The organism is Paenibacillus sp. IHBB 3054, from assembly GCF_051594305.1.
GTDB lineage: Bacteria > Bacillota > Bacilli > Paenibacillales > Paenibacillaceae > Paenibacillus_AQ.
In genome coordinates this window covers 1-24,624 of record NZ_JBOFBG010000021.1, presented here as the reverse complement: position 1 = coordinate 24,624, position 24,624 = coordinate 1, and the positions used below count along the sequence as shown (strand labels likewise).

Here is a 24,624-nt window from a genome sequence, read left to right as displayed (position 1 = left end):
TACGTTTCATTGTTTTCCTTTCGTTCTGGGATCGAGCCACCACGAAATGATTTCAATCAGGAGGCTGATGATCACAACAGATATCGCACAGTAAAGCGCTATTCCTTGAATGACCGGGAAATCCCGATTCGAAATTGAAGTGAACAGCAAGCTGCCAATTCCCTTGATGCCAAACACCTGTTCAACGACCAGGGTACCGCCGATCAGATAAGAAATATTAACGCCAAGCAGCATTAGCGTCGGAAGCGCAGAGTTGCGCAGCACATGCTTAAACAGGATCACCCTGCTTGGCAATCCCGCCGCCTTCAGTGTGACTACAAAATCGGATTCCAATATTTCAAGCATCTGTGCTCTTAACGAACGTACCAGCGTAGGAATCTGCGAAAAGGCGACGGTAATCGCCGGAAGTGTAAGACTGTACAAGGTTCCTAACCACCCTTCGCCTACACCCCCAACGGGAAACCAATGAAGCCGGACACTAAACAGCAGAATCAAAAGCATGCCAACCCAAAAGATTGGCATACCCAGAGTTATTGTAGGAAAAATACGGATCAAATGATCCGGCAGCTTATCCTTGTGTGTGGCTGCAACCGTAGCAAGCAGGAGGGCAATAATGACTGCCAAGATACAGGCCATCACAATGAGCAGCAAAGTAATGGGAGCCCGCTCGGCAATCAGCACTCTTGTAGAGGTTCCGGTAATAATAGAATTGCCGGTATCACCATGTGTGAACAGTGTCTTCACAAACCGGACGAATTGTTCCCATAAAGGGAGATCCAGCCCGAGAGTATGATGCATACTCTCGAGGGCCTCAGGTGTGCTGTATTCTCCCAGAATCATTTTTGCGGGATCTCCCGGCACGATTCTGATGATGAAAAACACTGCGGTCACTACAAAGAGGATCACTGCCAAAGCTCTTAATAGAGCGGTCACAAGCCAGCTGTAAGATGTATTCCTTCCTGACGATTGGCTTAAAGGTGTGCTACTCTTCATCATTTACCGATACGGACTTCTTCAAAGCGAACGCTGCCGTTAGGTAAAACTACGAGACCATCCACTGAAGATCCTACGCCTTTCAGGATATCCGGATAATATAGAGGAATGTACGGAACTTCATCAGCAAGAGTTTGCAGCAGCTTGGTGTAGGTTGCCTCACGATCCTTGCCATCCGGCGTTTTTTGGCCTTCATATAGAAGCTTGGTCACTTCATCATTCGTGTAATGGGTCCAGTACGATTTACTGAAGCCTTCCGGGTCGGTCTGGAAAGCGATAATCGAGTTCGCTTCGGGAGAATCGGCTTGACCGCTGTTGAGCATTGCCGCAAAATCATAAGCGAAGAAACGCTCACGGAAAGTGGCCAGTTCAATGGATTCAATCTCAATGTTAATCCCGATCGATTTACCTGCTGCCTGGATAATTTGCGCCTCTTGTGCTCTTGTGCTGTTGCCGGAGGCTACAAGCAATTTTGTATCGAATCCATTAGGGAAGGCAGATTTGGCAAGCTCCGCTTTGGCCGCATCGAGATCGAAGTTCAGTGCCTTGATTGTCTCATTCGCATTATATGGAATGGTTGTCGGCAGCAATGAATTTGCAGTCTGTGCATATCCAAAGGTAAGCGCCTTAGTCAAGCCTTCACGATCCAGTGCCAGAGCGAGCGCACGACGGACATGCACATCAGAGAAATTCTTGTCCAGCGTATTGAAGAACAATTGCTCTGTCACCCAGCTGCCATTAGTTACTACTGTAGTGTCAGGGCCTTTTTTTATTTCATCGGCATTTTGCAACGCCAAAGATTCAATAGCATTCACTTCTCCGGCCTTCAGCTGATTAATGGCCTGGCTGTCATCTTCAATCAGCTTGTAAACAAGCTTATCAATATAAGGTTTTCCTTCTTGCCAATAGTTCGGGTTCTTGGTGAACGTCAGATCGCCAGCAGCATCCCACTGTTCAACAACGAAAGGTCCTGTACCTACCGGTTTCTTGAAAAACTCTTCTTCGGATACCCCGCCGAAATTGTTCGGAATAATTCCGTTCGAGAAGTTGGACAGCTCGGAGATGAACGGTGTATAAGGCTCTTTAAGCGTAATAACAAACGTCTGTTTATCCTTCGCTACAGTGGTATCGACCTTTGCCGCTATTGCCAGCGGTCCGCCAACCTTCAAATGCCGCTGTAAGGAGAATACTGCATCCTCTGCAGTAACTTCAGTACCGTTCGAAAACTTCAAGCCGTCACGCAATACAAACGTATACGTCAAGCCGTCTTCACTGATGCTATGGGACTTGGCGAGCCAGTCCACAATTTCGCCCTTGCTATCAAAAGCAACCAAAGATTCAAATACTTTATCAATGGCAAAGGCGTTATTCGATGTAATCTGATTATGCAAATCAAGTGAGGTTACGGAAGCAGGCCGTCCATAGACGAAGGTTCCTCCCGCCGCAGGCTCCTCCGGAGTTGCGCTCTGGTTTGCCCCTTGATTCGTGTTCTGCTGGGCGTTCTTATTTGACTCAGAATTATTCTTGGAATCAGAGCATCCTGCAACCACCACTAATAATAGAAGTGCTACGGTTCCTATCCAAAATGACTTTCTAAATGCTTTAAACTGTGACATGTCTGACTCTCCCCTCTTATAAATCATATATGTTTAGTATGGATTGTATTATGGCGTAAACCGCCTCCCCTGTCAAACAAAAAATCATGGTTACGGAAAGTCAACCTCGATTAAAACAAAACGGGACGAAGCCGGAAATCCGCTGCTTCGTCCCGTTTACTATATTGCGATAACGTGCCTAAGTCAAACATTCCGGGATCATAAAATTTCCTGGAGCGCAACTTTCACTTGCATGGCCTTGTCAATGCCGGCGGTTACTGTTCCTGGCGAAGCGGGGTTCACCTCAAGCACGTTGTCAATCCCCCCCGGAACGATAACCGGAGTGACCGTAGACAGCCCGGCAGCGCGGATCACGTCAAGATCGAATTCAATCAGCAATTGCCCGGCCTTCACCTGCTCACCGGTCTCCACATGAAGCACGAAGCCTTCTCCCTTCAGGGAGACTGTGTCAATACCTACATGAATAAGCACCTGCGCTCCACTGGCATGCTCCAGAATGACGGCATGTTTGCTTTTCTTGATCACATGGGCCACGGTACCGCCGAACGGCGCGTAGACCTTGCCTTCGCTGGGTTCGATGGCGATGCCATCTCCCAATTGTTTACCGGCAAACCCGGGGTCCGGCACCTGATCCAGAGCCACCAGTGTTCCTGTAAGGGGTACCAGGAATGTAAGGGTTCCCGGCTCATCTGACGCCTCAACCAGATTCGGAGCGAAGACCGGGGAGGCCGTGCGTACACTCACGTCCGCGGTATTCTCCGGCCGTATCTCTTCAGACTGAGGAAGCGCTGACGCTGTTCCCCCTGAGCCTGCCGTCTGCTCTGCCGGAACTGCGGACATCTCATCACGATAGCCGAACAGCCAGGTAAGCACGAAAGCTACAGCCATCGCAACCAGATTGACCAAAATGTACAGCGGAAGTTGGCCGTTCAGATACAGCAGGGTTCCGGGAATCACCGTTATGGCCATGCCGTTGCCGGCCAGTTGGAACAGCGAAGCCAGGAAACCGCCGGCCGCGCCGCCGATGAGCCCCATTACAAAAGGTTTCATATACCGGAGGTTGACCCCGAATATCGCCGGTTCGGTAATACCGAGCAGAGCGGACAGTGAGGACGGCAATGCCAGCGCCTTCAGCTTGGTGTTCTTCGTCTTCAGTCCCACAGCGAGACAAGCTGCGCCTTGAGCAGCCATTGCGCAGGTAATAATCGCATTGAACGGGTTGGCGCCCGTACGCTCCACCAGCTGAATCTCCAGAAAATTAAAGATGTGATGCACGCCGGTCACGACCACAATCTGGTGCAGCGCCCCGATCAATAGCCCTGCAATGCCCAAGGGCAAATCAAGCACATAAGTGGTTGCATTCAGTACACCCGTCTCCAAGGAATGGAACAGAGGACCGATGGCGAACAAGCCAAGCGTGATCATGAGCAGCAGAGTCAGGAATGGCGTCAAAATCAAATCAAGCGCTTCTGGAATGCGCTTACGTAATGCCTTTTCCAGCTTCGCCCCGATCAGTCCCATAATAAACGCCGGCAGTACCGACCCCTGATAACCTACAATCGGGATGAATCCGAACATAATCAGCGGCTCCGCCGTCCCTCCGGCAACCGCATAGGCATTGGGCAAAGCCGGATTGACAAGCATCAGCCCAAGCACAATCCCAAGAATGGGACTGCCGCCGAATACCCGGAAGGCCGACCAGGCCACAAGTGCAGGCAGGAAAGCAAAAGCGGTGTCCGTGAGCACTTGGGTGAACAGCAGAAAATTGGCTGAGATATCCTCAGGCACGAGCCCGAACAAAGAAAGAATCTGCGGCTGGGTCAGCAAACCGCGCAGTCCCATAAACAACCCGGTGGCTACCAGGACCGGAATGATGGGAACGAATACGTCCCCGAAAGTGCGAATTGACCGCTGGAACACATTCCCCGCCTTTTTGCCCTGATCTTTCAGATCTTCCTTGGAGGTACTCTGAAGGCCCAGCTTCTCTACCTCCTCAAAAATACGGTTGACGGTGCCAGTGCCGAAAATAATCTGATACTGTCCGGAGTTAAAAAATGCCCCTTTGACTTTGTCGATGCCCTCGACCTGCTCTTGGTTAATGCTATCCTTGTCCCGCACCATAATACGCAGACGGGTAGCGCAGTGCGCGAAGGAGATGATGTTTTCTTCTCCTCCTATAGCCTGCACAACCTGCTTGGCGATCATTTGATTTTCATTCATAACGCTATTCCTCCCCGTTGTATTCAATCTCCCATTGGACAACCCGGAACTCCGCGCTGCCGCCTTCGGCATAAAGGCGGATGCCTGTGCTTACCTGTTCAGGAAAAATTCTCGCCGAAAATACCGTTTCTCCGTCATTCACAAACACTTCAACCGATGATGTATCCACAAACATTTGCAGGGTTAGCATGCGATCCCGAAGATCGGTCGTGCAGCTCCGCTCTGCCCCGAACTCCAGGGCCAGAGCTTGACCTGACTCAGAACGGTCCAGTACCACTTTTCCCGCTGCGGTATCGTAATAGATGACCGTTCTCTCATCGGGGCCGACACGGAACTCAATGCCGAAGCGTTCTGCTCCATCCACCCGGATCTGGGCCAGCAGCTCATAGACGGTGCCCCCAAGCTCCTTCATTTCAGCTGTCCCGCTGTGTATTACCGTGTGTGCCTCTGTCATCCGCCCCCGGCGTTTGACCAGTTCTCTGGCCGGGCGCTGAATCAGACGGCCGTTCTCCAAGGTCAGCTCGCGGGGCAAAGTCAGACAATGCGCCCAGCCATGCTGATCCGTAGGATAATCAATCTCCGGCAGCCCCATCCATCCGACCAGCAAACGTCTGCCGTCGGGTGCCTGGGTTGTCTGAGGCGCATAAAAATCAAAGCCATAATCAAGCTCCCGAAATTCACCATGGCGGAAATCCCTGTCCGGCAAGCGCAACGGATCGCCAGTGAGATACCCTGACTGATAGATATTCGGGAATTTGTCGCCCTCCGGCGCAAGACCTTGCGGGGAAAACAGCAGCACCCCTGCTCCGTCCAGTTCAAAGTAATCGGGGCATTCCCACATATATCCAAACTTCATCAAGCGGGTGCCAAGCTCCCCTTCAAAACGCCAATTGTGCAAATCCGGCGAGCTGTACAGCACCACGCAGCCTGTATGATCAGTGCGCTGCGCACCGATGACACAGTAGTAGCCCTCTGCTGCCTTCCACACTTTCGGATCACGATAATGATCTGTATAGCCAGGCGGCACATCGAATATCACCGGACGCTCGAGCTTTTTAACCGTTCCGTCCCGTTCCATTACAGCCAGGCACTGGTAGGGTAGTCTGACCCACTCCTCGGTGCGGGTATTACCCGTATACATCAGGAACAGCTTGCCATCCTTCTCAATCGCACTGCCCGAGAACACCCCGTGTGAATCGTATTGCCCGCCCGGAGCAATGCCGATGCCAAGGTTCTTCCAGTGCACCAGATCGGAAGAAGAAGTATGATACCAATATTTCATGCCATGCTGCGTCCCCAAAGGAAACCACTGGTAAAACAAGTGGTATTCGCCTCCGTAGTAGGAGAAGCCGTTAGGGTCATTCAGTAATCCCGCTTCCGGCTGGACATGAAATTGTTGTCTCCATGGGCTGCGTGCGACCAGCCGCTCAAGCGCTTCCCGTTCACCCGGCTCTGCTTCTTCGATAAGACGGTACAGCTGTTTTCTATCCATTTTTATCATCAGACTCTCCACTATCTATTTGGTCTAGTTCCCTTTAACGGAACCGGTTCCAAATATCTTAAAAAGAAAACCTCTTTCCAACATCGCTGTGAAAAAAGGTCCGGAACCGGTTCCAATATTATTGTATGCTGAGTCCAGTCAAATTGTCAACGCTTTCTCGCTGAATAATTTCGCAGCCGGAGACGGAGACTTTGGCGACCTCTTCTCCATTCACCAAGGCTATGATGTTCTCCGCAGCCAATTGCCCGGCTTCTCTGTAATAAAATCTCATAGTCGTCAACGCCGGATGAACAATCTCAGTGACCTCGTAATCGCCGAATCCCGTCACCGACACTCCGGAAGGAATCAGTATATGTCTGATCGAGGCTGCTTTCATCACACCGAGCGCAATATTGTCGGTCGCGCACACGATGACTGTAGGCACCCTGTCCTCAAACAGCAAATCGGCCGCCGTCACAGCCTCGTTCATTCTGAATCCGGAGGTATAAAACCTTGCATCGCAATTTCCGTATTCGCGAAGAGCCCTTTGGAAGCCTTGCTTCCGCCTTACACCTACCGCGATGTCCTGCTCCGTAACACCAAGGTAAGCGATGTGGCGATGTCCTTTTTCAAGAATATGCTTACCCATTAGATAACCGGCCATTACATCATCATGAATCACGCTATGCAGGTCTGCATGCTGCTGCCCGATCAGTATAACCGGAATTTTGCAGTCCCGGACCGCCTTCAGGTGCCGCTCCGTTACTTGCGCCGCCAGCAGCAGCAGACCAGAAACTTTTTGCCTCGCCATCTCATAAATGAATTCAATTTCCCGCTCCAAGTCCTGATTGGTGTTGGCAATGAGCAGCTGATACTGGCGTCCCCGCAACTCATCGTCTATACCCATTAAGGTCTGTGAGACTGCATAGGAGTCCAAGCGCGGAACGATTGTGCCGATAATGCTGGTCCGCTTTGCCTTCAGGCTTTGGGCGAATGTGTTGGGCACATACTGGTTCTGTTTGATGATGCGTTCGATTTTCTCTCTCGTCGCATCGCTGACAGAACCACCGTTCAAATATCTTGAGACCGTACTTTTAGCCACACCCGCCGCCCGGGCGATATCAATGATAGTTTTCATTCTCAAGGCTCCTAGCTGAATTTTTCTTTCGTATATCCCACTATTTTACCACATGGATACCTGTCAGCTTAATAGAACAAATCCCAGCCCGCTATAATAGCGCTAAATATCAATGCCGAAACACCAGATAACACGTACATGATTTTTCCCTTTTTACAACTCTGCGTACGCCGCAGCCACATTAGCAACAGAACGATATAACCCGCTGCCAGCAGAACATATAGGAGGTTACCTATAAAGTGAATACGAATGGACGAGTACGTGGTGTAGTTTATCATTCTATAGCCTAGAATCACATTGTTTACAATTAAGAAAAGCCCGGCAGCATTCATCCATAGATGATATTTGTAGAATTCGGAGGCCGCCTTCGTCTGCCGCTTGATTCTGCGGAAGATAAATCCGGCAAGACCGCTGATCAGTGCAACGATAGTGAACAATGCAGCGATGCCAAGTAGGGTCAGGGAAATGGTTACGCTGTGTGCAGTTAAGCCCGAGACTGGAAAAGCATCATTGTAGACAGTGGACTTTTTGGTAACCGCGCCATGATCGTGTATAAAATACTCCAGTCCCGATTGATGTACCGGAGCATACATATAAGGTGCGATCTGCTTAAAGGGGAGGCCGTTAGCGCTATAAGTGCGGTTGTTAATTGCTGTGATCTTTTCGCCGTTAAGGTAACCCAGGATTTTGGTGAATCCATGGACCCCTCTTCGTGCGGACAGGTATTGGCCCTCCACCTCTGAACTCTCTGGCATATCGCCGCTATAGGCTTCCGGTTTGTATTCGCCAAACACCTTATCGGTCAGACCGGTGGTATACTCCCACTCATTGGCCTGGTTAGTCAACACGATCATCCCAAAGCCGGAAGCCGGATCCAAAGTAAACTTGCTGGAAAAGGCTGCAGTATTGCCGCCATGCTCCAATGCAGGAAGGGTATGGTTGATCTCAAAAAAACCGTGGGCAATCCTTGGAATGGCGGTTCCCTCGTAATTCAGGCTTGGGGACAGCATTTCTTTTAAAGCTGCTTGGCTCTGGAACAGCGGACTGCTGCTGCCGGCTGCAGGCATCAGAGCTGCCAGGAATTTCGCTGCATCTTCTGCGGTTCCCATAGCGCTTCCTGCCGGATAAATCCCCATATACCCTCTATTCTTCTTGATTAGCTTCAGGCTGATTGTATATCCTTGGATGTTGTCCCTGCGCTGCGCAATAGCCGGATTATCCTGCTGCGCTGGGTGTATGGACGTATTGTCCATGCCCACCACCTCAAAGATATGTTGTTTCACATAGGTATAAAATGGCTCACCGCTCTGCAATTCCACTATATAGGCAGCCAAGGCCGCACCAAAATTGGAATACGCCACCACCGTTCCCGGTTGATAAACCTGTCGCGGTTCAAAAGTCTGCAGCGCCTCCCCCAGCTCAGGAATATCTTCCTCTGCAAAATAGTACAAATCGGTTATCCGATCCTGCCAGCCAGCATTGTGATTCATAAGGTTCAAGAGCGTGACAGGTTTTTCGTATTTCAGTTTTTTGAGAAAGCCCTGAGGAAGATATTCACGGATATCTGTCTCCAGATCAAGCTTGCCCTGCTCTGCCAGCTGCATCACACTGGTCCAGACCAGCAGCTTCGTAGTCGAGCCCCATTCAAAAACAGTGTCTGTATCAGCTGCGACCTGACGCTCGATATCCGCGAAGCCATATGCTTTATCGAAGACGGTCTGGCCGTCCTTGATAACAACAACCGAAACCGCTGCTGTTGTCCGCTGACGGGCAGCGACATAAGTATCTATAATGGTCCCGAGCGAAGACAGCGGTGAGCCTGAGGGAGTCGTATCCCCTTTCCCTTCAGCACCCTGGACTGGAAGAGCCAGTGACAGCAGCAGCAGCATGACAGACAGCATTGCGACACCTAATTTTGTAAACCTATAACTTTCGTGTTGTCTTCTCATGCATTACTTCCTTTTCTCATGTTCTGAAATTCAATATAACAATTCCTTAATATTCCACAAGGTGGCACTTAAATCCTACTATAGAATACGTTTCAAAAAAAGTGCCTGCCCCTAATGCACACTGGGACAGGCACTTTCAACTTCATCATACATTTACAAGCGGATTTCTCAAACTTATTTCAAACTCTTCCAGACCCACTTCTCCACTTCAGGCAGATCAATGCCCTCTTCACGGATATACTCATAATGCTTCTTAACCATAGCATCCATCTCATCCGCGATGGCAGTGTGTTTGTCAGCTGCAGGCAAGCTCAGAACAGCTTCCTTCGTCAGATCGAAACGGTCCATCTGATTCAGTACACGCATATCGAACGGAGTCGTGATGTCGCCGTTCTCACGGTAGCCATGCACATGCAGGTTATGATTGTGGCGGTCGAAGAACAAGTCTTTAATCAGGCCTTCATAACCGTGGAAAGCGAAGATGACCGGTTTGTCTTTTGTGAAAAATTGATCAAACTCTTCGTCGGATAAACCACGCGGATCAAGTTTCTGGCTTCTCAGCTTAAGCAGATCTACCACGTTGATATAACGGATTTTCAGCTCAGGCAATTTCTCATGCAGGATAGAGATGGCAGCCAAAGCTTCAATCGTAGGTTCGGTACCCGCAGAAGCGAATACAACATCAGGCTCTCCGCCTTTGTCCGTGCTGGCCCAGTCAATGATCTTGAGTCCTTTATCAACCAATTCCTGCGCCTCTTGAGCCGAGAACCACTGTGGACGCGGATGTTTGGACGACACAATCAGGTTGATCTTTTGACGGTCGTTCAGAATGGTGTCAAATACAGCCAGCAGGGAGTTGGCATCAGCCGGCAAATATTCCCGGATGAACTCCGGTTTTTTGTCTGCCAGGTGACCCAGCAAACCCGGATCCTGGTGCGTATAACCGTTATGGTCCTGCTGGAACACGGTTGAAGTTGCAACAACATTGAGTGAAGGAATATCAGCGCGCCAGCCTTGATCGGTTGCTTTACGCAGCCATTTGAAGTGCTGGGTAATCATCGAATCCACAACGCGCAGGAAAGCTTCATAACTTGCAAAGAAGCCATGACGTCCGGTTAATACATAACCTTCCAGCAGCCCTTCCGCCTGATGCTCCGATAATTGGGAATCAATTACACGGCCATACGAAGCGAGGAATTCGTCATTAGGTTCATTAATTTGATCCAGCCATTGGCGTTTGGTCACTTCAAACACAGGTCCCAGACGGTTGGACATCGTTTCATCCGGTCCGAAAATCCGGAAATTACGGTTATCTTCATTGAGCAGGACAACCTCTTTCAGGTATTTTCCGAGAACGGCCATATCCTGGGCTACTACTTTACCTGGAACGGAGTTATCAAGCACATAGTCGCGGAAATCCGGCAGGCGCAAATCTTTGATAAGGTTGCCAGCGTTGGTAACAGGATTCATCCCCATACGTCTGTCGCCTGTAGGCAGGATTTCGGCAAGCTCTGCGTTCAAGCGGCCGTTCTCATCAAATAATTCTTCCGGTCTGTAGCTGTTCATCCATTCAAGCAAAGCTGGAGCATGCTTCATATTTTTCTGGTCAACCGGAATTGGAACCTGGTGAGCACGGAACGAACCAGTATTAGGCACACCGTCCCATGCTGCCGGTCCAGTCCAGCCTTTAGGGGAACGGAAGACGAGCATCGGCCATACCGGGCGGGTAAGGTCGTTATTTTCACGCGCATTTTTTTGAATGGCTGCAATTCTTTCGACGATAGTATCGAGTACCTTCGCCATTTCCGGATGCATATGTTCAGGGTCTTCACCTTCAACAAAAAACGGCTCCCAGCCCATGCCTGTAAAGTAAGCGGTGATTTCTTCTTTCGATTGACGGGACAGAATCGTCGGGTTACTGATTTTAAATCCGTTCAAGTGCAGAATCGGCAAAACAGCGCCATCTGTAACAGGGTTGATGAAGCGGTTGGAGAACCATGATGCGGCCAGTGGTCCGGTTTCAGCCTCACCATCTCCAACGACAACAGCCGAAATCAAATCAGGGTTATCCAGAATAGCGCCAGCGCCGTGGGATAAAGAATAACCCAGCTCGCCGCCTTCATGGATGGATCCAGGAGTTTCAGGTGCAGCATGGGAAGCAACGCCGCCCGGGAACGAGAATTGTTTGAACAGTTTTTTGAGACCCGGGATATCCTGCGTAATTTCCGGATAAATCTCAGTATAGCTTCCGTCCAGATAGGAATTCGAAACCATGACCTGACCGCCATGACCCGGACCTTCAACATAGAACATGTTCAAATCATATTTAGTAATTACACGATTCAAATGGGCATAAATAAAGTTCTGGCCGGGAATGGTACCCCAGTGTCCGATAGGTTTAATCTTAACGTCAGCATCTTTCAAAGGTTCTCTTAACAACGGGTTGTCTTTCAAATACAGCTGACCTACCGAAATGTAGTTGGTTGCACGCCAATAAGCGTCAAGCTTTTCCAGATACGTTTTAGACGAATAATCGACTTTCATGGTTGATAATCCCATTTCATCCACTCCTATATATATATTGTTGCTTATTGCCATTCTTTTTCTCTACAAATACATCATACCTCTGCTCAAAATAAATACAACCTTTTTGACAAGTGATACGGTCCAATTTTGTGAAAATTTGAACATAGTATGAAAAACTCAGGAAAAACGCTGTCAAAACACAGTTATATTGAAATTTATGTAAATACGTTACATCCACAAAAAAGTAAAGTATACAAAAAAATAGACCGGGAAAATTCCCGGTCTTATTCTGCTCCTTAATGAACAGATACAAACGTATTAAATTTCAAATATTGATAATGAAACCGCATATGGGAAAATTCAAAGGGAGTACCATTGTCCAAGAAGAAAATCCCCTCCATAATGCCAACGGGTTCATTTTCTTTCAAGTGCAGCAGCTCCTGATCCGTGGACAAGGACGGCTCGGCAAAAATAGATAAAAATGATTTGGTTACGGCCAGGTTGCGCGAGTCTTCCAAATAATTAAAAATGGAGCCCTCGATAATCGTCTGGTTTAAATCCTGGACGATTTTTATCGGGATATAACCCGTCTCTATCATAAAGGGATCATCATCGAACAGGCGCAAGCGGACGATTTTGTATACAAAATCATGGGGCCCCAGGAACAAATCCCGCTGCAATTCTTTTGTTGGCGGAATAACCTCAAAATTCAACACTTTGACTTTAGGTTTCTTGCCATGCATCTGGAAATTGTCGGTGACACCCAGATTGGAACCTTCGTAATTGAAGATGGATTCGTTTTTTATGTATAAGGGGTTAATAAACGTGCCTGAACCTCGTTTTTTGAAAATGATTCCGACACTTTCCATTTTGGTTAATGCGCGCTTGATGGAGCTGCGGCTAACCTGATACGTTTCGCTAAGACTGCGTTCATCGGGTAATCGCATATCCGCAAACTGTCCAGCAAAGATTTTCATTTTAAGGTCATCAATTATTTGCTTGTAGACAAATTGTGTCATGGAGTACTCCCTCTCAGGTCTTCTGTAACAATTGTTATGTATTCAAACAACCTCTTCTGTACTAACGAAAGGTATGGATTAAAAATCAATATTAACTATATCATAATAACGTCATGGTTTATACTTTTCTCCACCCGATTTCTGCTAATTGAGGAAGGTTTATTTCAAAGAAAAACCTGATGATCTGCCGAAATAAAAGAATGTGGCTATTTTTCCGGAGAGGGGGAGTTTATTATGCATATTGAAATCGTCAAAAGTCTGATCAGCCAAGTAACTGAAGAAGTCTTCTCAGAGAACAAGGATGCTATTGAGAAGGACGGAATTCAGAAAGAAAGCGTTGAATTAGCCGTTCAGTTATCCGCCTTAACAACAATAAAGATCCTTGAAAAACTTGAACTCATCGATAAAAACTAAACGTCTGTCTATCTATATTACATACACACTGACATAGACAAGAACGCAAGCAACCCGCAGCAAGGGAATAATCCTTACTGCGGGTTTTTTATTGCTCTCTTTTAAGCGGCAGACCTTTTTACTTACCATTAAAACCGCTCTTTACAAACCGGCCTTATTCACGCCGAGCGGCTGTATCTCCCTCTTTATCAAGCTGCCTTAGCTCCGCTATCTGATGCAAGTGATTCAGCATCTGCTGAAAATGATCGGCTTTTTTCTGAATCGTAAGGACAAGCATCTCAAACTGTTCGGAATCCTGCCCTGATTTCTCTATGACATGCAGCAGATCGGCATTGATGCGTTCCACATCTTCAAGGCTGCTGTCCTGGGAAACCTGTATTTTCTCCAGATGCTGGAATACTTCTTCCTCCGCTTCGACGATCTCGTTCATATAAACGGTCGATTGGCCGATCCGCTCGTTCGTCTCTGCCATGGCCCGTGTTCCATCACTGGACTTGTCGTGTAGCTGTTCTATCACGCCTGTCATCCCCGACAGCGAACCCATAATTTCTTCCACGTGGCTGCGGGTCCGGTCGGCAAGATTGCGGATTTCTGAAGAAACGACCGCGAACCCCCGCCCATGCTCACCAGCCCTTGCCGCCTCGATGGCTGCGTTCAGGGACAGCAGATTGGTCTGCTCGGCGATTTCCGTAATAATGCCCGCCAGCTGCCCAATACTCTGAAAATGCTGGCTTAGCTCTTGATTTAAAGACACAAACTGGGTGAATATCGCCGAGGCTTTTTGCATTTCAGCAGATATCTGTACGTTGGCTTCCTTCGCATATTCAATTTTGTTTGAGGAAAACGCGAGACTGCCATACATTTCATTGATAAGCCTTTCTGTTTGCTCGCTGTTGGCCTTCAAATGCTCCAGCAGCCGCTGCGTTCCGCCGATCTGGCTGATCATCTCTCCGCTTCCTGCGCGCAGAGCTGCGAAATCCTCTACCATCCGTCCCTCTTCCTGGAGGATGAACCCGGTTTCGCGGCTGATCTGCTCCGCCAAGGAATAGGCATGAATGCCATAGGATAATGGCTTGGAGACGGGATTCGAATCATTCCAGGTGCTTGATTGGCCGGGCATACTGTCCTTTTCTGTCTGGATGACGCTGCCATGAGTTACTATATCCGCGTCACGGCTGCTTTTCCCCCATGAAGCGCGCAGCTTGTTGATCCATTGCATAATGAGTCCCCCTTATCCGACCAGCAGTAATACCATTGTCTGGTTGGCATGCTTTTTGTAATATTGCTCCCCGTAGCTGATGAAGCCGGCGGTGTTCCCGCAGAACCCGATCATCTTGTCGTCAAATCCTGCCCACAAGCCATCCCGGAGGAACAGCCGGTCGCGCAGCGTACAATTGATGTTCAGTACAAAAGCAGGCTTAAACGGAATCTCACGCAGTGTCTGCTCCAGCACCACAAGCGGGTCAGCCGCGCTAAGCACCTCCAGATAAGTGCTCGGCATCAATTGGCTGTAGAAGGTAATAGACTTATCCGGATTGATGACCATCGGAGATGCGATAATCAGATCGTCTTCGTATCTTTTGCCCAGCGGGTTGCTCAGGAAATGCCCGGCTAACAGGTCTTCCTTCACATCCAGCACACGCGCGTATTCCTCCGCCGCCGGGCGGCCGTTAAACGAATATACCGTTCGTCCAAACACATCCGCTTCTGTTACCAGCAGTTTCGTTCCGGTCGGAACGTATATGTTCTCTTTGATCAATGCGGTACGGGCGGTCAAGTTGAAAAAGATTCCCAGGTTGCGCACCCGGCGGCTTCCGATATAAAGATAGGTCTCTCCGCTCTCATCATCCGCTGCGCTTCCGCCAAGCACCTTGAACTCTTGATCGATGAAATAAAGCGAGGAGAGAATCGTCTCCTCCATTGCAGCCCTTCCGTCACACAGCAGCAGCAGAAACGCATTCACGTTGTCTTTTACTTTATGGTACGAGGCCTTGAGGTTATCGCCGCTGAGCACGGGTGGGTGCAGAATCTCCACAATATCGGCGATATCCGCATCGTATTCAAACCCCGAAACCACGCCGTTCCGGTAACCCTTCGGGGTATATTCACCTTTGGTCGAACATAACACGGCATTTGCAGGCGCGTGCGGGGACAATTCCCTGACTGCACCAGCGGAGGCGAACAGCACGAGACCACGGCTGCTTGGCTTTTCCCCCAGGTAACGTTTGACTTCGTCCAATGTGTCAAAAGATAAAGCTTTCATTATGTATAACAACCTTCTTTCGCGGGAAGCTTCCCTTGTAAACTGTTATTGAAAAATTTAGCTTTTATTTTCAATTCTCTAATGGTAAAACAAGAATGGGGATTGTTGTCTGTGAGCAATGTCGCAGGCAGCTTGCAGAGACCGCAATTCCATGGCTGAAAAAGCATACGCTTATAGGTCAGTTGAGGTCATGCCCGAAAGCTTGTATGATGAACATACAGTTACCCGAAAGGACAGGAAAGAAGGTGCATCATGACTTATTCACAGCGTTCAACCCACAGCGCAGCCTCATCTGACTTCACGTATCTGGAGTACCAGATTGGCATCGCCGGGGAAGAATTGAAGCAAGCTGAACATGCCGGAAAAGCTTGTGAGGCAGATTTGAACCGGTTAAGAACCTCTCCGGCGTATGACCCGGTGGCTGATGCCTCCGAGGAGGAGAAACTGCTGGAGCAGGCAGCCAGACAACATGCCTTAGCCGAAGCTATCCGCACAAGTCTCGCCGGACTTGTGGATGAGCTTGCAAAGCTTGAGGATGAATAATATCTGATCAACCAAGCGGAAACGGATATTTTATAGCGTGAAGCATATAAATATTTATATTTACAAAAAGCCGCCGAACCTCTCAGGGTTCAGCGGCTTTGTGTTGAGCATCTCGTAGTGCGATATTAGGTCAGTTTTGGGTCAGTTTCACCAGACTGTAATTTTTCTTGCCCTTGCGGATGATGATGAATCGTCCACCGATAGCATGATCAGCTGTAATCTCCACTTCAAGCTCACTCACACGCTCACCGTTAATGGAGATTGCTCCTTTGGTGATATCCTCACGCGCCTGGCGTTTGGACGGCTCAACCCCTAAGTCCACCAGCCATTCCACGATATTTTTCGATTCAGCGGCTGCGGTATAGGTCGGCATTTCCTTGAAGCCTTCCTCGATTTCGTCTGCGGTCAGAGAGCGGATATCCCCGCTGAACAGGGCAGCGGTGATACGTTTTGCCTGCTCCAGCAGCTCTTCACCATGAACAAACCGGGTCATCTCTTCGGCCAGTGCTTTCTGAGCTTCCCGTTTATGCGGTTCGGTTTGTACTTTTTCGGCAAGTGCCTCAATTTCCGTCTTACTCAGGAACGTGAAGTATTTGAGGTATTTCACCACATCACGGTCATCGGTGTTGGCCCAGAACTGGTAGAACTCATACGGCGTCGTTTTCTTAGGATCAAGCCACACGGCGCCCCCGGCGGTTTTACCGAATTTGGTGCCATCCGATTTGAGCATCAGCGGGATGGTAAGGCCGAACACCTTGGCTTCGCTGCCTTCTTTTTTACGGATAAGATCCAGTCCGCTCGTGATATTGCCCCATTGGTCAGAGCCGCCGATCTGCAGCTGAACATCCTCATGCTGGTACAGATGCAGGTAATCGATCGACTGCAGAATCTGGTAGGAAAATTCGGTGAACGAAATCCCGCTGTCGAGCCGGCTGGAAACGACATCTTTGGCCAGCATCGTGTTGATGCTGAAGTTTTTGCCGTAGTCCCGCAGGAATTCGATCACATTAATGTTCTTCGTCCAGTCATAGTTGTTGACCATGCGCACCTGGTTATCACCGTCGGTAACAAACAATCTCTTCATTTGAGCGGTCAGCGCATCAACATTCTCCTGCACCTGCTCCATTGTCTGCAGGGAACGCTCGCTCTGGCGGCCGCTTGGATCGCCGATCGTGCCGGTTGCCCCGCCGATCAGAATTACCGGCCGGTGTCCGGCGAGCTGGAAACGCTTCAGCATCATAAAGGGAATCAAATGGCCGATATGCATACTGTCGCCTGTAGGGTCCACGCCGCAATAGAGCGAAATCGCCTTCGTATTCGTTAGTTCCCGCAGTCCTTCCGCATCCGTCTGCTGATTAATGGCATCGCGCCATTCCAGTTCATCAATAATGTTCAACATGATACAGCCCCTTTTGTGTGATTATTCGTGTTCTTTAGATTTACGTTGAAGCAAGCACAGCGGCTGGGTTTCGGAGGATTTGGCCAACAAAAAAATCGCCCCCTTGTCTATGAAGACACAGGGACGACTATAATTAACCGTGTTACCACCCAAATTGCACGAACACTTAACAGTTGTGTCCGTACCACTTTCAGCGAGTTATCGTTCGCTTCCTTCCGCTTGGAGTTACCCAAGATACTCCGGAGTGTAATTCGCAGTCCATGTGTGTGCCGGGTTCCATCACCCCCCGGCTTTCTGTGACAGGGACAAAGGCTGCTACTGTCTCGTTCAACGTATACCAACTATTAGATTACAGAAAGTATAGCCAATTCCAAATTTGTTGTCAATGCGGCGGCTGGGCGTAAACCTAATCTGTGTCTCACTTTTGTTTCATTTATAAGACACGTTGCAGGCTATGCCCAATATTCTACCATTCATCACAGTTACCCCTACTCTGGTTTCAGCTTTGTTTTCACATAAACGATTGGCACTATATTCACCACTGCGAAAATCGCAATTGCTGCATATAGCGCCCACCAGCCCGGCAGCAAGCATCCCAATACCATTGCCGCACCCCCAGCGACATACCATTTTCCAGCGAAGCGCTGAGCCCTGAACCATGCCTGTTCATCTCTCATTGTCTCTTTGGTCCGCAGGCCTGCCAGGGAATTCCGTCTCAGCTTGGGCATCCGGTTGCCGATTAGCAACATAATCAGTCCGAGCATCCCTGCAGCAAACCGCACAAGATCCATTCTCGAAAAATCAAAACTTCCCGCCTGCACAAATAATGCCTGAACCGATATTCCCGCAAACAGCACGACGCAGCACAGGGTGACAATATCCAATATTTTGGCGATGGATCTTGCGTTGTCTTCGCCTTTACGTGCGGCGCTTCGAATGATGAAAAAGAATATCAGCTTATTGAATACGAACCCCATCAGGCCTAAAGCGGCCAGAAAGGGTACCTCCGAGCTGGATTTGGGCACAAAGCGGTCGGCATTCCCTTTGATGTCGAAATGCATCGGCACCATGTCTGGCATTTGCGGGTACAGATAGAGATATAAACCCATTGGAATTAAGGCAACAAGCAGGGCAATGATGCTGGTCATCTTGAATTTGAGCATCTTCATTCCTCCTCTTTGAACGCTAGAATCCACTTCATTACATCGTCAAATACACTGGTGTTCAGTTCATAATAAATATACTTTCCGTCCCGCTCGGTGCGGACCAGATCGGCCTCCCGGAGTACGGACAGATGATGCGACACGGTCGCCTGCGTCATCTCAAAGCGTTCGCCGATGCTTCCTGCAGTCATCCTTCCGCCCTTCAGCATTTCGAGCATCTCTCTGCGGTATTCATCCGACAGAGCTTTGAAAGTATCCTTAATTCCCATGCGCACCTCCCGTTAACAATTAGATCAAAATCATTTCGAAATATTTCTATATGTAGGATATTCCATTTTCACTAAAATTACAATAGGTGGTTTTACAATTCATCTCCTTTCTTTCTAATATGACCGGTAGGATTCCTTTTCTCATAAAATACAAAAAACCTTTACAACCCAAGGGTTATAAAGGCATGTTCGCTGCACATCTGTAAGCAATCCTAGTTAACTGCAGTTTCCTCAACCATGCCCTGACTGGACACCAGCTGCCCTCTCACCTCATCCACCACATTCCGCAGGCGTTCACAAGTGTCAATCAACTGGTTGACCTCTTCCCGGCCCACCTTCTCAATAATCTCGTTCATGACGCAGGAATAGCGCTCCATTTTCTTGTTGAATTCTGTCTGTCCCTGTTCCGTAAGGCTGATATAGATCACTCTGCGGTCTGTTACAGACATGGCGCGTTCAATGTACCCCTTCTCTTCCAGAGAGCTGACAACCTGCGAGGCGGTGGGTCTGCTGATTTGCAGCAGCTCGCTTAATTTGGAGATCATGACTCCCGGACACTCCGGCGCCTCCGGTTCTCTACTTTCTTTCTTCATCATGACATTGATGGCGAACATCATAAGAAATTCCCCGTGGGGAATCGAATCATTCCATTTGGTGCGGGTGGTCAAGCGTTTGATGTTCTCGAATACCATTAGCAGCTTTTCTTCTTGACTATCCTGGGGATTCATAAGACACCTCCGGTTATAGTAGGTCATACCCTTACCTTACATTTCTCGAAAAATAGCGTCGTTCAGCTTCTGCAGCAGCTGCCCGAAATTCTCCCGTTCTTCTTCGGTCCAGTCCTCCAGCATTTTGCCGACCTTATCCTGGCGGATATCCATGTTCTGTTTCAGCATGTTAAGTCCAAGTTCAGAAATCTGCAGCGTATAAGCCCTTCCGTCCTGCGGGTCCGGTTCACGGAACAGATAACCCTTCTGCTCCAGCGTTGACGCCTGTCTGCTGATCGTAGAGATATCCAGCCGGAATTCCTCAGACAGCGCCTTAACACCGGCCGAGCCGTGCGAGGCGATTTGACGCAGCAGCAGATACGCGGAGAAGTCCAGCATTCCGAGTTTTTTATATGTGCTCATTGAAGTCAAACGGCGGCTGAGAATTGACATTTCCAGTTCTATGGTTTCTATCGGACGTTTCTCCATGGCAGGTTGTGACCTCTCTCTCAGCTGAAGCATATTATAGTGATACGATTAATTTTCATAGGAATACACGGATGATTATTGACATCATCATGGCAACTTGTATAATACAAGTATATAGTTTCATTATACAAGTTATTTTTATAAAAGCTAGTGAATTGTTACTGGGGGAACTTTATGAAAGCTCATGAATTTATGATCACGCAGGTCTACAAGGTCAAAGAATATGATACCGTACGGACCTTTATTGAGAAATGCATTCAGCACCGGATCAGCGGCATGCCAGTCATCAACGACAGAAACGAAATCGTCGCTTATTTAAGCGATGGAGACATTATGCGCTATATCGGCAAACATGATGATGTCATCGTTGATTCCTTTTTCCAATTGAATGTGATTAAAGGCGATGAGGATGAGTACGAAGAACGGACCCGGAAGCTGCTGAATCTAAATGTGATGGCAATTGCCAAAAAGAAAGTCATCACGGTATCCTGGGACGAAGACATCGAACGGATCGCCGCCATTCTGGGCAAAAAACAGATCAAAAAGGTTCCGGTTGAACGCGGACGTGTGCTCGTAGGCATTATCAGCCGCGGCGACGTCATCCGCCATTCCTTTAAATCTCTGCTCTAGCCGCACATCGCTTCGAAAAGATAGACATCTTCCGGCTGTCCTCCCCAGTTGCGAACAGGTGACAGGACAGCCGGTTATACCTCGGGAAGCTCCTGCCCGCAAAGCCCATAAAAGAAAAGATGCAGCAGCTCATCCAGAAAAGCAGCTTTATCCTCGTGTTTTTCCATCGCCCCAAGCATTTCCTCGGAACTCTTCATGTAGATTTGAATAAGCATCAGGAATGCCTCTACAGAGACCTTATCCGAAATCTCACCGCTCGCTTTTCCGTCCTCATACATTTTGACCATCAGTGGAAATATGTTGGTATCATACTGCTCCTGAATGTACACATACATCTCCGGGTCATCAAACATGACCTCTTTGATCAGCGCCGGGGACAGGTTGTAATACGTTTCTTTCTCCTTAAAAATAGTGTAGCTGATCAGTTCCCTCAGCGACTGTTGCTTCAGCATTTCTTCCTCGAATTCACGGATGGCCCGCTGAATGAAATCCTTGAAAGACTCCTTAAGCAGCTCTTCCTTGCTGCCAAAATAATTATAAATCGTGACCTGCGAGACTTCCGCCTCCTTGGCAATATCGGCAATCCGCAGCCGCTTCGGCTCCCAGGTCCTCAGCATGACCATGGTTGTCTTCATAATATTCCCCTTGATCATTGCCTTTCTCTTCTCGAAGCCGTTCATGTCCTTCACCCTAACTTGACGATTTAGTGTACTGTCCGAAAAATAATGAAATATATTATTCATATGAGTTCATAATTATATTGACTTAGGTAATTCCCGGGACTATTATAACATATGAAATATACAGCCACTAATATTTCATTATTACGGCGGGGGTGCAGCATGCTGAAGGTAGAGGGCTTAACCAAACGGTTTTCAAACGGCAGAGGGATTGAAGAAGTATCGTTCACGGTAGCGAGAGGTGAGGTCTTCGGTTTCCTGGGGCCTAACGGAGCAGGGAAATCGACAACGATCCGGCATATTATGGGATTCATGAAGCCGGACCGGGGTTCTGTCACAATTAACGGGCTGGATGTCTGGAAGGGACAGGGAACAGTGCAGAGGCACACCGGGTATTTGCCGGGAGAGATCAACTTTATTGACGGCATGACCGGCAAAGGTTTTCTTGATTTCATGGCTTCGATGCAGGGTGTGAAAAACTCTACCAAACGTGAACAGCTGATCGACCGGCTGCAATTTGATGCCGCTACCCCGATCCGCAAGATGTCAAAGGGCATGAAGCAGAAGGTTGGAATTGTTGCCGCCTTCATGCACAGCCCCGACGTTATTATTCTCGATGAACCGACCTCAGGCCTGGACCCGCTGATGCAGAAGGTATTTATTGAACTCGTGCTGGAGGAAAAAGCAGCGGGAACCACCTTCCTGATGTCTTCCCACAGCTTCCAGGAGATCGAACGCACCTGCGACCGGGCAGCAATTATCAAGGACGGGAAGATCATCGCCGTCAAAAACATTCATGAGCTGCAGTCGATGCAGCGCAAGCTGTTCGAGATCATTTTTGAAACGGCCGAAGAAGCGGAGCGTTTCGCCCCCTCCGGCCTGCAGGTGCTTACCCGTGAAGGAAACCTGGTGCGGATTGCCGTACAGGGCAATTACAATGAATTCACCCGGGAGATCGCCAATTTCCGGATTCGAAGTCTCGATGTATCGACGCAGAATCTGGAGGATATTTTCATGAATTATTATGATCGTGAGGCGGGTGTCCAATGAATCTTCCACTCTATAAAGAAATGATGCGGGTCAATTTGAAAGGCATTATGAATTACGCCTTTGGTTCCGCCTTCTATATCGTGTTTATGATCTGGCTGTATCCGGGACTTGCGGACAATACGAAAGCCATTGATGATCTTGTAAAAGCCATGCCCGAGGGGGTCAGCAACGCCTTTGGACTGAGCAACGGCTTCGCCAATGCCGAAGCCTTCATTTCGGGAGAATATTACGGGCTCATCCTTGTGCTGATCCTGTCCATCGTTTGTGTACAGATGTCTACCCAGCTGGTAGCAAGGTTAGTGGACCGCGGCTCCATGGCCTATCTGCTGGCCACACCGACCACACGCCGCAAGGTTGCCTTTACGCAGGCACTCGTACTGGTCACTTCACTGTTCATTATTATGGCTGTAACCACACTGGCCGGATTCGCCGGCAAGCTCTGGTTTCTTGGTACGGAATATGAATTCGGCATGGGCCGGTTTACCCAGCTTAACACCGTTGCGTTCCTGTTGTTTTTTGCCATTGGCGGCCTTGTCTTTCTGGTCTCCTGTGTATGCAATGACGAGAAGAAAGCGCTCGGGATTTCTGGAGGCATCACCTTCGGTTTCTTCACAATCGATATTCTCGCGAAAATCACAGATAAGCTGGATGCGCTGCGCTACTTCACGTTGTTCAGCTTCTACCGCCCCGGCGATATCGTGCAAGGCACGGCGGATATCGCCTGGATTTCCTTCTGGCTGCTGCTGACCGGTCTGCTGGCCTTCGCCGCAGGCATACAGATTTTCCGGCAGCGCGACCTGCCGTTGTAAGCCAGGGGAATCAAAGGTACTTTTACACTTCATTCCACCAAATAGAACGTGGGTGGTGAATTCAAAGGTACTTTTACACTTCATCCCACCAAATAGACCGTGGGTGGTGAATTCAAAGGTACTTTTACACTTCATCCCACCAAATAGACCATGGGTGGTGAATTCAAAGGTACCTTTACACTTCATTCCATCAAATAGACCATGGGTGGTGAATTCAAAGGTACTTTTACGTGCGGATTCCTAACACTTGTACACGCTCAGTGCGAGTACGCACCTGCGTGTCATCAAGTTTGCGAGAGCGCTGCAATTTTTCACATTGTATCAGCTCTATACAAATAAGAAGTTGCCGTCCTTAGCAACGGACGGCAAAAAGGGCATCCCCGCGGCAGATTATCCTGCCGGCAAGGATGCCCTTTGCTGCTATGCGGATTACCGCAGAATCCGCTCCGCAAACCGGGCGCCGAGCAGCTCATAGCCCTCGGCGTCGGGATGCAGGCCGTCCGGCAGGCGTACACTGTCGGACTCGCCGAACCAGGACAGGCCGTCGCGGTAGTGCATACGGCTGTCCCCCCGGGCCCGGAACACTTCGACGGTCCGGGCTATTTCTTCACGCATCATCAGGAGCGTGAAGCCCAGCTTGTTCGGCTCGGTCTCGCGCTCCGAGCCGTAAATCGGTGAGATCACGAACAGCTGAGTGAGCGGATGCCGCTCGCGAATCGACAGCAGCATGCCGATGAGCGCCGGAGCGAAGACACGCGGGCTGAGCGTGGCGGCGCCGTAGACGTTCACGCCGACACAGAGCGTGATCAGGTCGGCGGGAAGGCTGGCGATCAGCCGTCCCGCCATGAGCGCATTTTTCTCCAGAATCGCCGCCGATATGGAGTAGGACAGCCCTCCGGTCATCAGCACCGACAGCAGGATTACAGCCAGAAATGCGGTTTTGAGCTTACTGCGGAATGATTGCTTGCGGAAAACTCCCAATTGTCTTCACGCCTTCCTGTAGATTCGTTGCCAGAGTTGTTTCTGTATGCTTTGATTATGTCACCCGGGGCCCTAATTCGACAATGACCGGCCGTTAGAATAGTGACTTTACCGCCTGTCCACAATAGGTTGACCGCCCCTCGCAGAAAGGCGCACAAAAAGCCAGCAGGAAACCGCGTTTCACGCGTTGCTGCTGGCTGTTCTGTTGTTATAGGCGGTTATAGGATCATCTGTGGTGCACCTGCGAAAGTCTGGCGGTAAAGCAACATTTCAATAGCGGGAATTA

22 protein-coding genes are annotated in these 24,624 nt (G+C 49.1%); 5 read left to right on the top strand and 17 right to left on the bottom strand.

The features are described 5' to 3' along the window. Positions 1–6: 6 nt before the first annotated feature. The 8 genes from ACQ76X_RS21250 to ACQ76X_RS21215 all read right to left on the bottom strand — a co-directional run bounded on the left by ACQ76X_RS21250 (position 7) and on the right by ACQ76X_RS21215 (position 12,941). Positions 7–996 (bottom strand): ABC transporter permease, encoded by a 990-nt coding sequence (locus ACQ76X_RS21250; protein ID WP_438495807.1) that lies wholly within the window; start codon positions 994–996, stop codon positions 7–9. Continuing rightward, positions 993–2,609 (bottom strand): ABC transporter substrate-binding protein, encoded by a 1,617-nt coding sequence (locus ACQ76X_RS21245; RefSeq protein WP_438495806.1) that lies wholly within the window; start codon positions 2,607–2,609, stop codon positions 993–995. The genes ACQ76X_RS21250 and ACQ76X_RS21245 overlap by 4 nt, the downstream gene beginning before the upstream one ends. Positions 2,610–2,807: 198 nt before the next feature. Further along, the gene (locus ACQ76X_RS21240) at positions 2,808–4,829 is read right to left on the bottom strand and encodes a sucrose-specific PTS transporter subunit IIBC (protein ID WP_038588032.1); all 2,022 of its coding nucleotides are present in this window, start codon (positions 4,827–4,829) and stop codon (positions 2,808–2,810) included. Between the two features lie 4 nt (positions 4,830–4,833). Then, positions 4,834–6,327, bottom strand: coding sequence for a glycoside hydrolase family 32 protein (locus ACQ76X_RS21235; protein WP_438495872.1), 1,494 nt, complete (start codon positions 6,325–6,327; stop codon positions 4,834–4,836). Positions 6,328–6,448: 121 nt separating this feature from the next. Beyond that, entirely contained in the window at positions 6,449–7,447 is a 999-nt protein-coding gene (locus tag ACQ76X_RS21230; protein WP_438495805.1) for a LacI family DNA-binding transcriptional regulator, read from the bottom strand. Between the two features lie 68 nt (positions 7,448–7,515). Then, positions 7,516–9,396, bottom strand: a complete 1,881-nt coding sequence (locus ACQ76X_RS21225) for a serine hydrolase domain-containing protein (RefSeq protein ID WP_438495804.1) — start codon at positions 9,394–9,396, stop codon at positions 7,516–7,518. Positions 9,397–9,570: 174 nt separating this feature from the next. After that, positions 9,571–11,955, bottom strand: a complete 2,385-nt coding sequence (locus tag ACQ76X_RS21220) for a phosphoketolase family protein (protein WP_438495803.1) — start codon at positions 11,953–11,955, stop codon at positions 9,571–9,573. Between the two features lie 263 nt (positions 11,956–12,218). Then, positions 12,219–12,941, bottom strand: coding sequence for a GntR family transcriptional regulator (locus ACQ76X_RS21215; protein ID WP_038588026.1), 723 nt, complete (start codon positions 12,939–12,941; stop codon positions 12,219–12,221). Positions 12,942–13,175: 234 nt separating this feature from the next. Here ACQ76X_RS21215 and ACQ76X_RS21210 point away from each other — a divergent pair, with 234 nt between their 5' ends. After that, complete coding sequence (locus tag ACQ76X_RS21210) at positions 13,176–13,355, top strand: hypothetical protein (protein ID WP_038588023.1); 180 nt, start codon at positions 13,176–13,178, stop codon at positions 13,353–13,355. Positions 13,356–13,509: 154 nt separating this feature from the next. Here ACQ76X_RS21210 and ACQ76X_RS21205 read toward each other — a convergent pair whose 3' ends face one another. Together ACQ76X_RS21205 and ACQ76X_RS21200 are read right to left on the bottom strand one after the other, a co-directional pair. Beyond that, on the bottom strand, positions 13,510–14,574 hold the full coding sequence (locus ACQ76X_RS21205) for a methyl-accepting chemotaxis protein (protein WP_438495802.1): 1,065 nt from the start codon (positions 14,572–14,574) through the stop codon (positions 13,510–13,512). Positions 14,575–14,586: 12 nt separating this feature from the next. Next, positions 14,587–15,618, bottom strand: coding sequence for an FIST signal transduction protein (locus tag ACQ76X_RS21200; RefSeq protein ID WP_076113611.1), 1,032 nt, complete (start codon positions 15,616–15,618; stop codon positions 14,587–14,589). 252 nt (positions 15,619–15,870) lie between these two features. Between ACQ76X_RS21200 and ACQ76X_RS21195 the strand changes: the two genes are divergently transcribed. Continuing rightward, the gene (locus ACQ76X_RS21195; protein ID WP_438495801.1) at positions 15,871–16,161 is read left to right on the top strand and encodes a hypothetical protein; all 291 of its coding nucleotides are present in this window, start codon (positions 15,871–15,873) and stop codon (positions 16,159–16,161) included. Between the two features lie 130 nt (positions 16,162–16,291). Here the strand turns inward: ACQ76X_RS21195 and tyrS are convergent, their stop codons facing one another. The 5 genes from tyrS to ACQ76X_RS21170 all read right to left on the bottom strand — a co-directional run bounded on the left by tyrS (position 16,292) and on the right by ACQ76X_RS21170 (position 20,188). Then, a complete protein-coding gene (tyrS, locus tag ACQ76X_RS21190) occupies positions 16,292–17,557 on the bottom strand; it encodes a tyrosine--tRNA ligase (RefSeq protein ID WP_076110569.1) in 1,266 nt (421 codons plus the stop codon). 491 nt (positions 17,558–18,048) lie between these two features. After that, entirely contained in the window at positions 18,049–18,723 is a 675-nt protein-coding gene (locus ACQ76X_RS21185) for an SdpI family protein (protein WP_438495800.1), read from the bottom strand. A gap of 2 nt (positions 18,724–18,725) precedes the next feature. Then, complete coding sequence (locus ACQ76X_RS21180; protein WP_038588013.1) at positions 18,726–18,992, bottom strand: autorepressor SdpR family transcription factor; 267 nt, start codon at positions 18,990–18,992, stop codon at positions 18,726–18,728. A 212-nt stretch (positions 18,993–19,204) separates the two neighbouring features. Continuing rightward, on the bottom strand, positions 19,205–19,720 hold the full coding sequence (locus ACQ76X_RS21175; RefSeq protein WP_438495799.1) for a MarR family winged helix-turn-helix transcriptional regulator: 516 nt from the start codon (positions 19,718–19,720) through the stop codon (positions 19,205–19,207). A gap of 36 nt (positions 19,721–19,756) precedes the next feature. After that, positions 19,757–20,188, bottom strand: coding sequence for a MarR family winged helix-turn-helix transcriptional regulator (locus ACQ76X_RS21170; RefSeq protein WP_038588007.1), 432 nt, complete (start codon positions 20,186–20,188; stop codon positions 19,757–19,759). A gap of 174 nt (positions 20,189–20,362) precedes the next feature. On the opposite strand from ACQ76X_RS21170, the gene ACQ76X_RS21165 reads away from it, so the two are divergent. Continuing rightward, positions 20,363–20,818 carry a CBS domain-containing protein gene (locus ACQ76X_RS21165; RefSeq protein ID WP_038588003.1) on the top strand — a complete coding sequence of 152 codons (456 nt, stop codon included), beginning with the start codon at positions 20,363–20,365 and terminating at the stop codon, positions 20,816–20,818. Between the two features lie 74 nt (positions 20,819–20,892). Here the strand turns inward: ACQ76X_RS21165 and ACQ76X_RS21160 are convergent, their stop codons facing one another. After that, positions 20,893–21,498, bottom strand: coding sequence for a TetR/AcrR family transcriptional regulator (locus ACQ76X_RS21160; RefSeq protein WP_438495798.1), 606 nt, complete (start codon positions 21,496–21,498; stop codon positions 20,893–20,895). A gap of 162 nt (positions 21,499–21,660) precedes the next feature. On the opposite strand from ACQ76X_RS21160, the gene ACQ76X_RS21155 reads away from it, so the two are divergent. Beyond that, on the top strand, positions 21,661–22,548 hold the full coding sequence (locus ACQ76X_RS21155) for an ABC transporter ATP-binding protein (RefSeq protein ID WP_438495797.1): 888 nt from the start codon (positions 21,661–21,663) through the stop codon (positions 22,546–22,548). Beyond that, a complete protein-coding gene (locus tag ACQ76X_RS21150; protein ID WP_438495796.1) occupies positions 22,545–23,357 on the top strand; it encodes an ABC transporter permease subunit in 813 nt (270 codons plus the stop codon). The genes ACQ76X_RS21155 and ACQ76X_RS21150 overlap by 4 nt, the downstream gene beginning before the upstream one ends. A gap of 429 nt (positions 23,358–23,786) precedes the next feature. Here the strand turns inward: ACQ76X_RS21150 and ACQ76X_RS21145 are convergent, their stop codons facing one another. After that, on the bottom strand, positions 23,787–24,338 hold the full coding sequence (locus ACQ76X_RS21145) for a hypothetical protein (protein ID WP_438495795.1): 552 nt from the start codon (positions 24,336–24,338) through the stop codon (positions 23,787–23,789). Between the last annotated feature and the right edge of the window lie 286 nt (positions 24,339–24,624).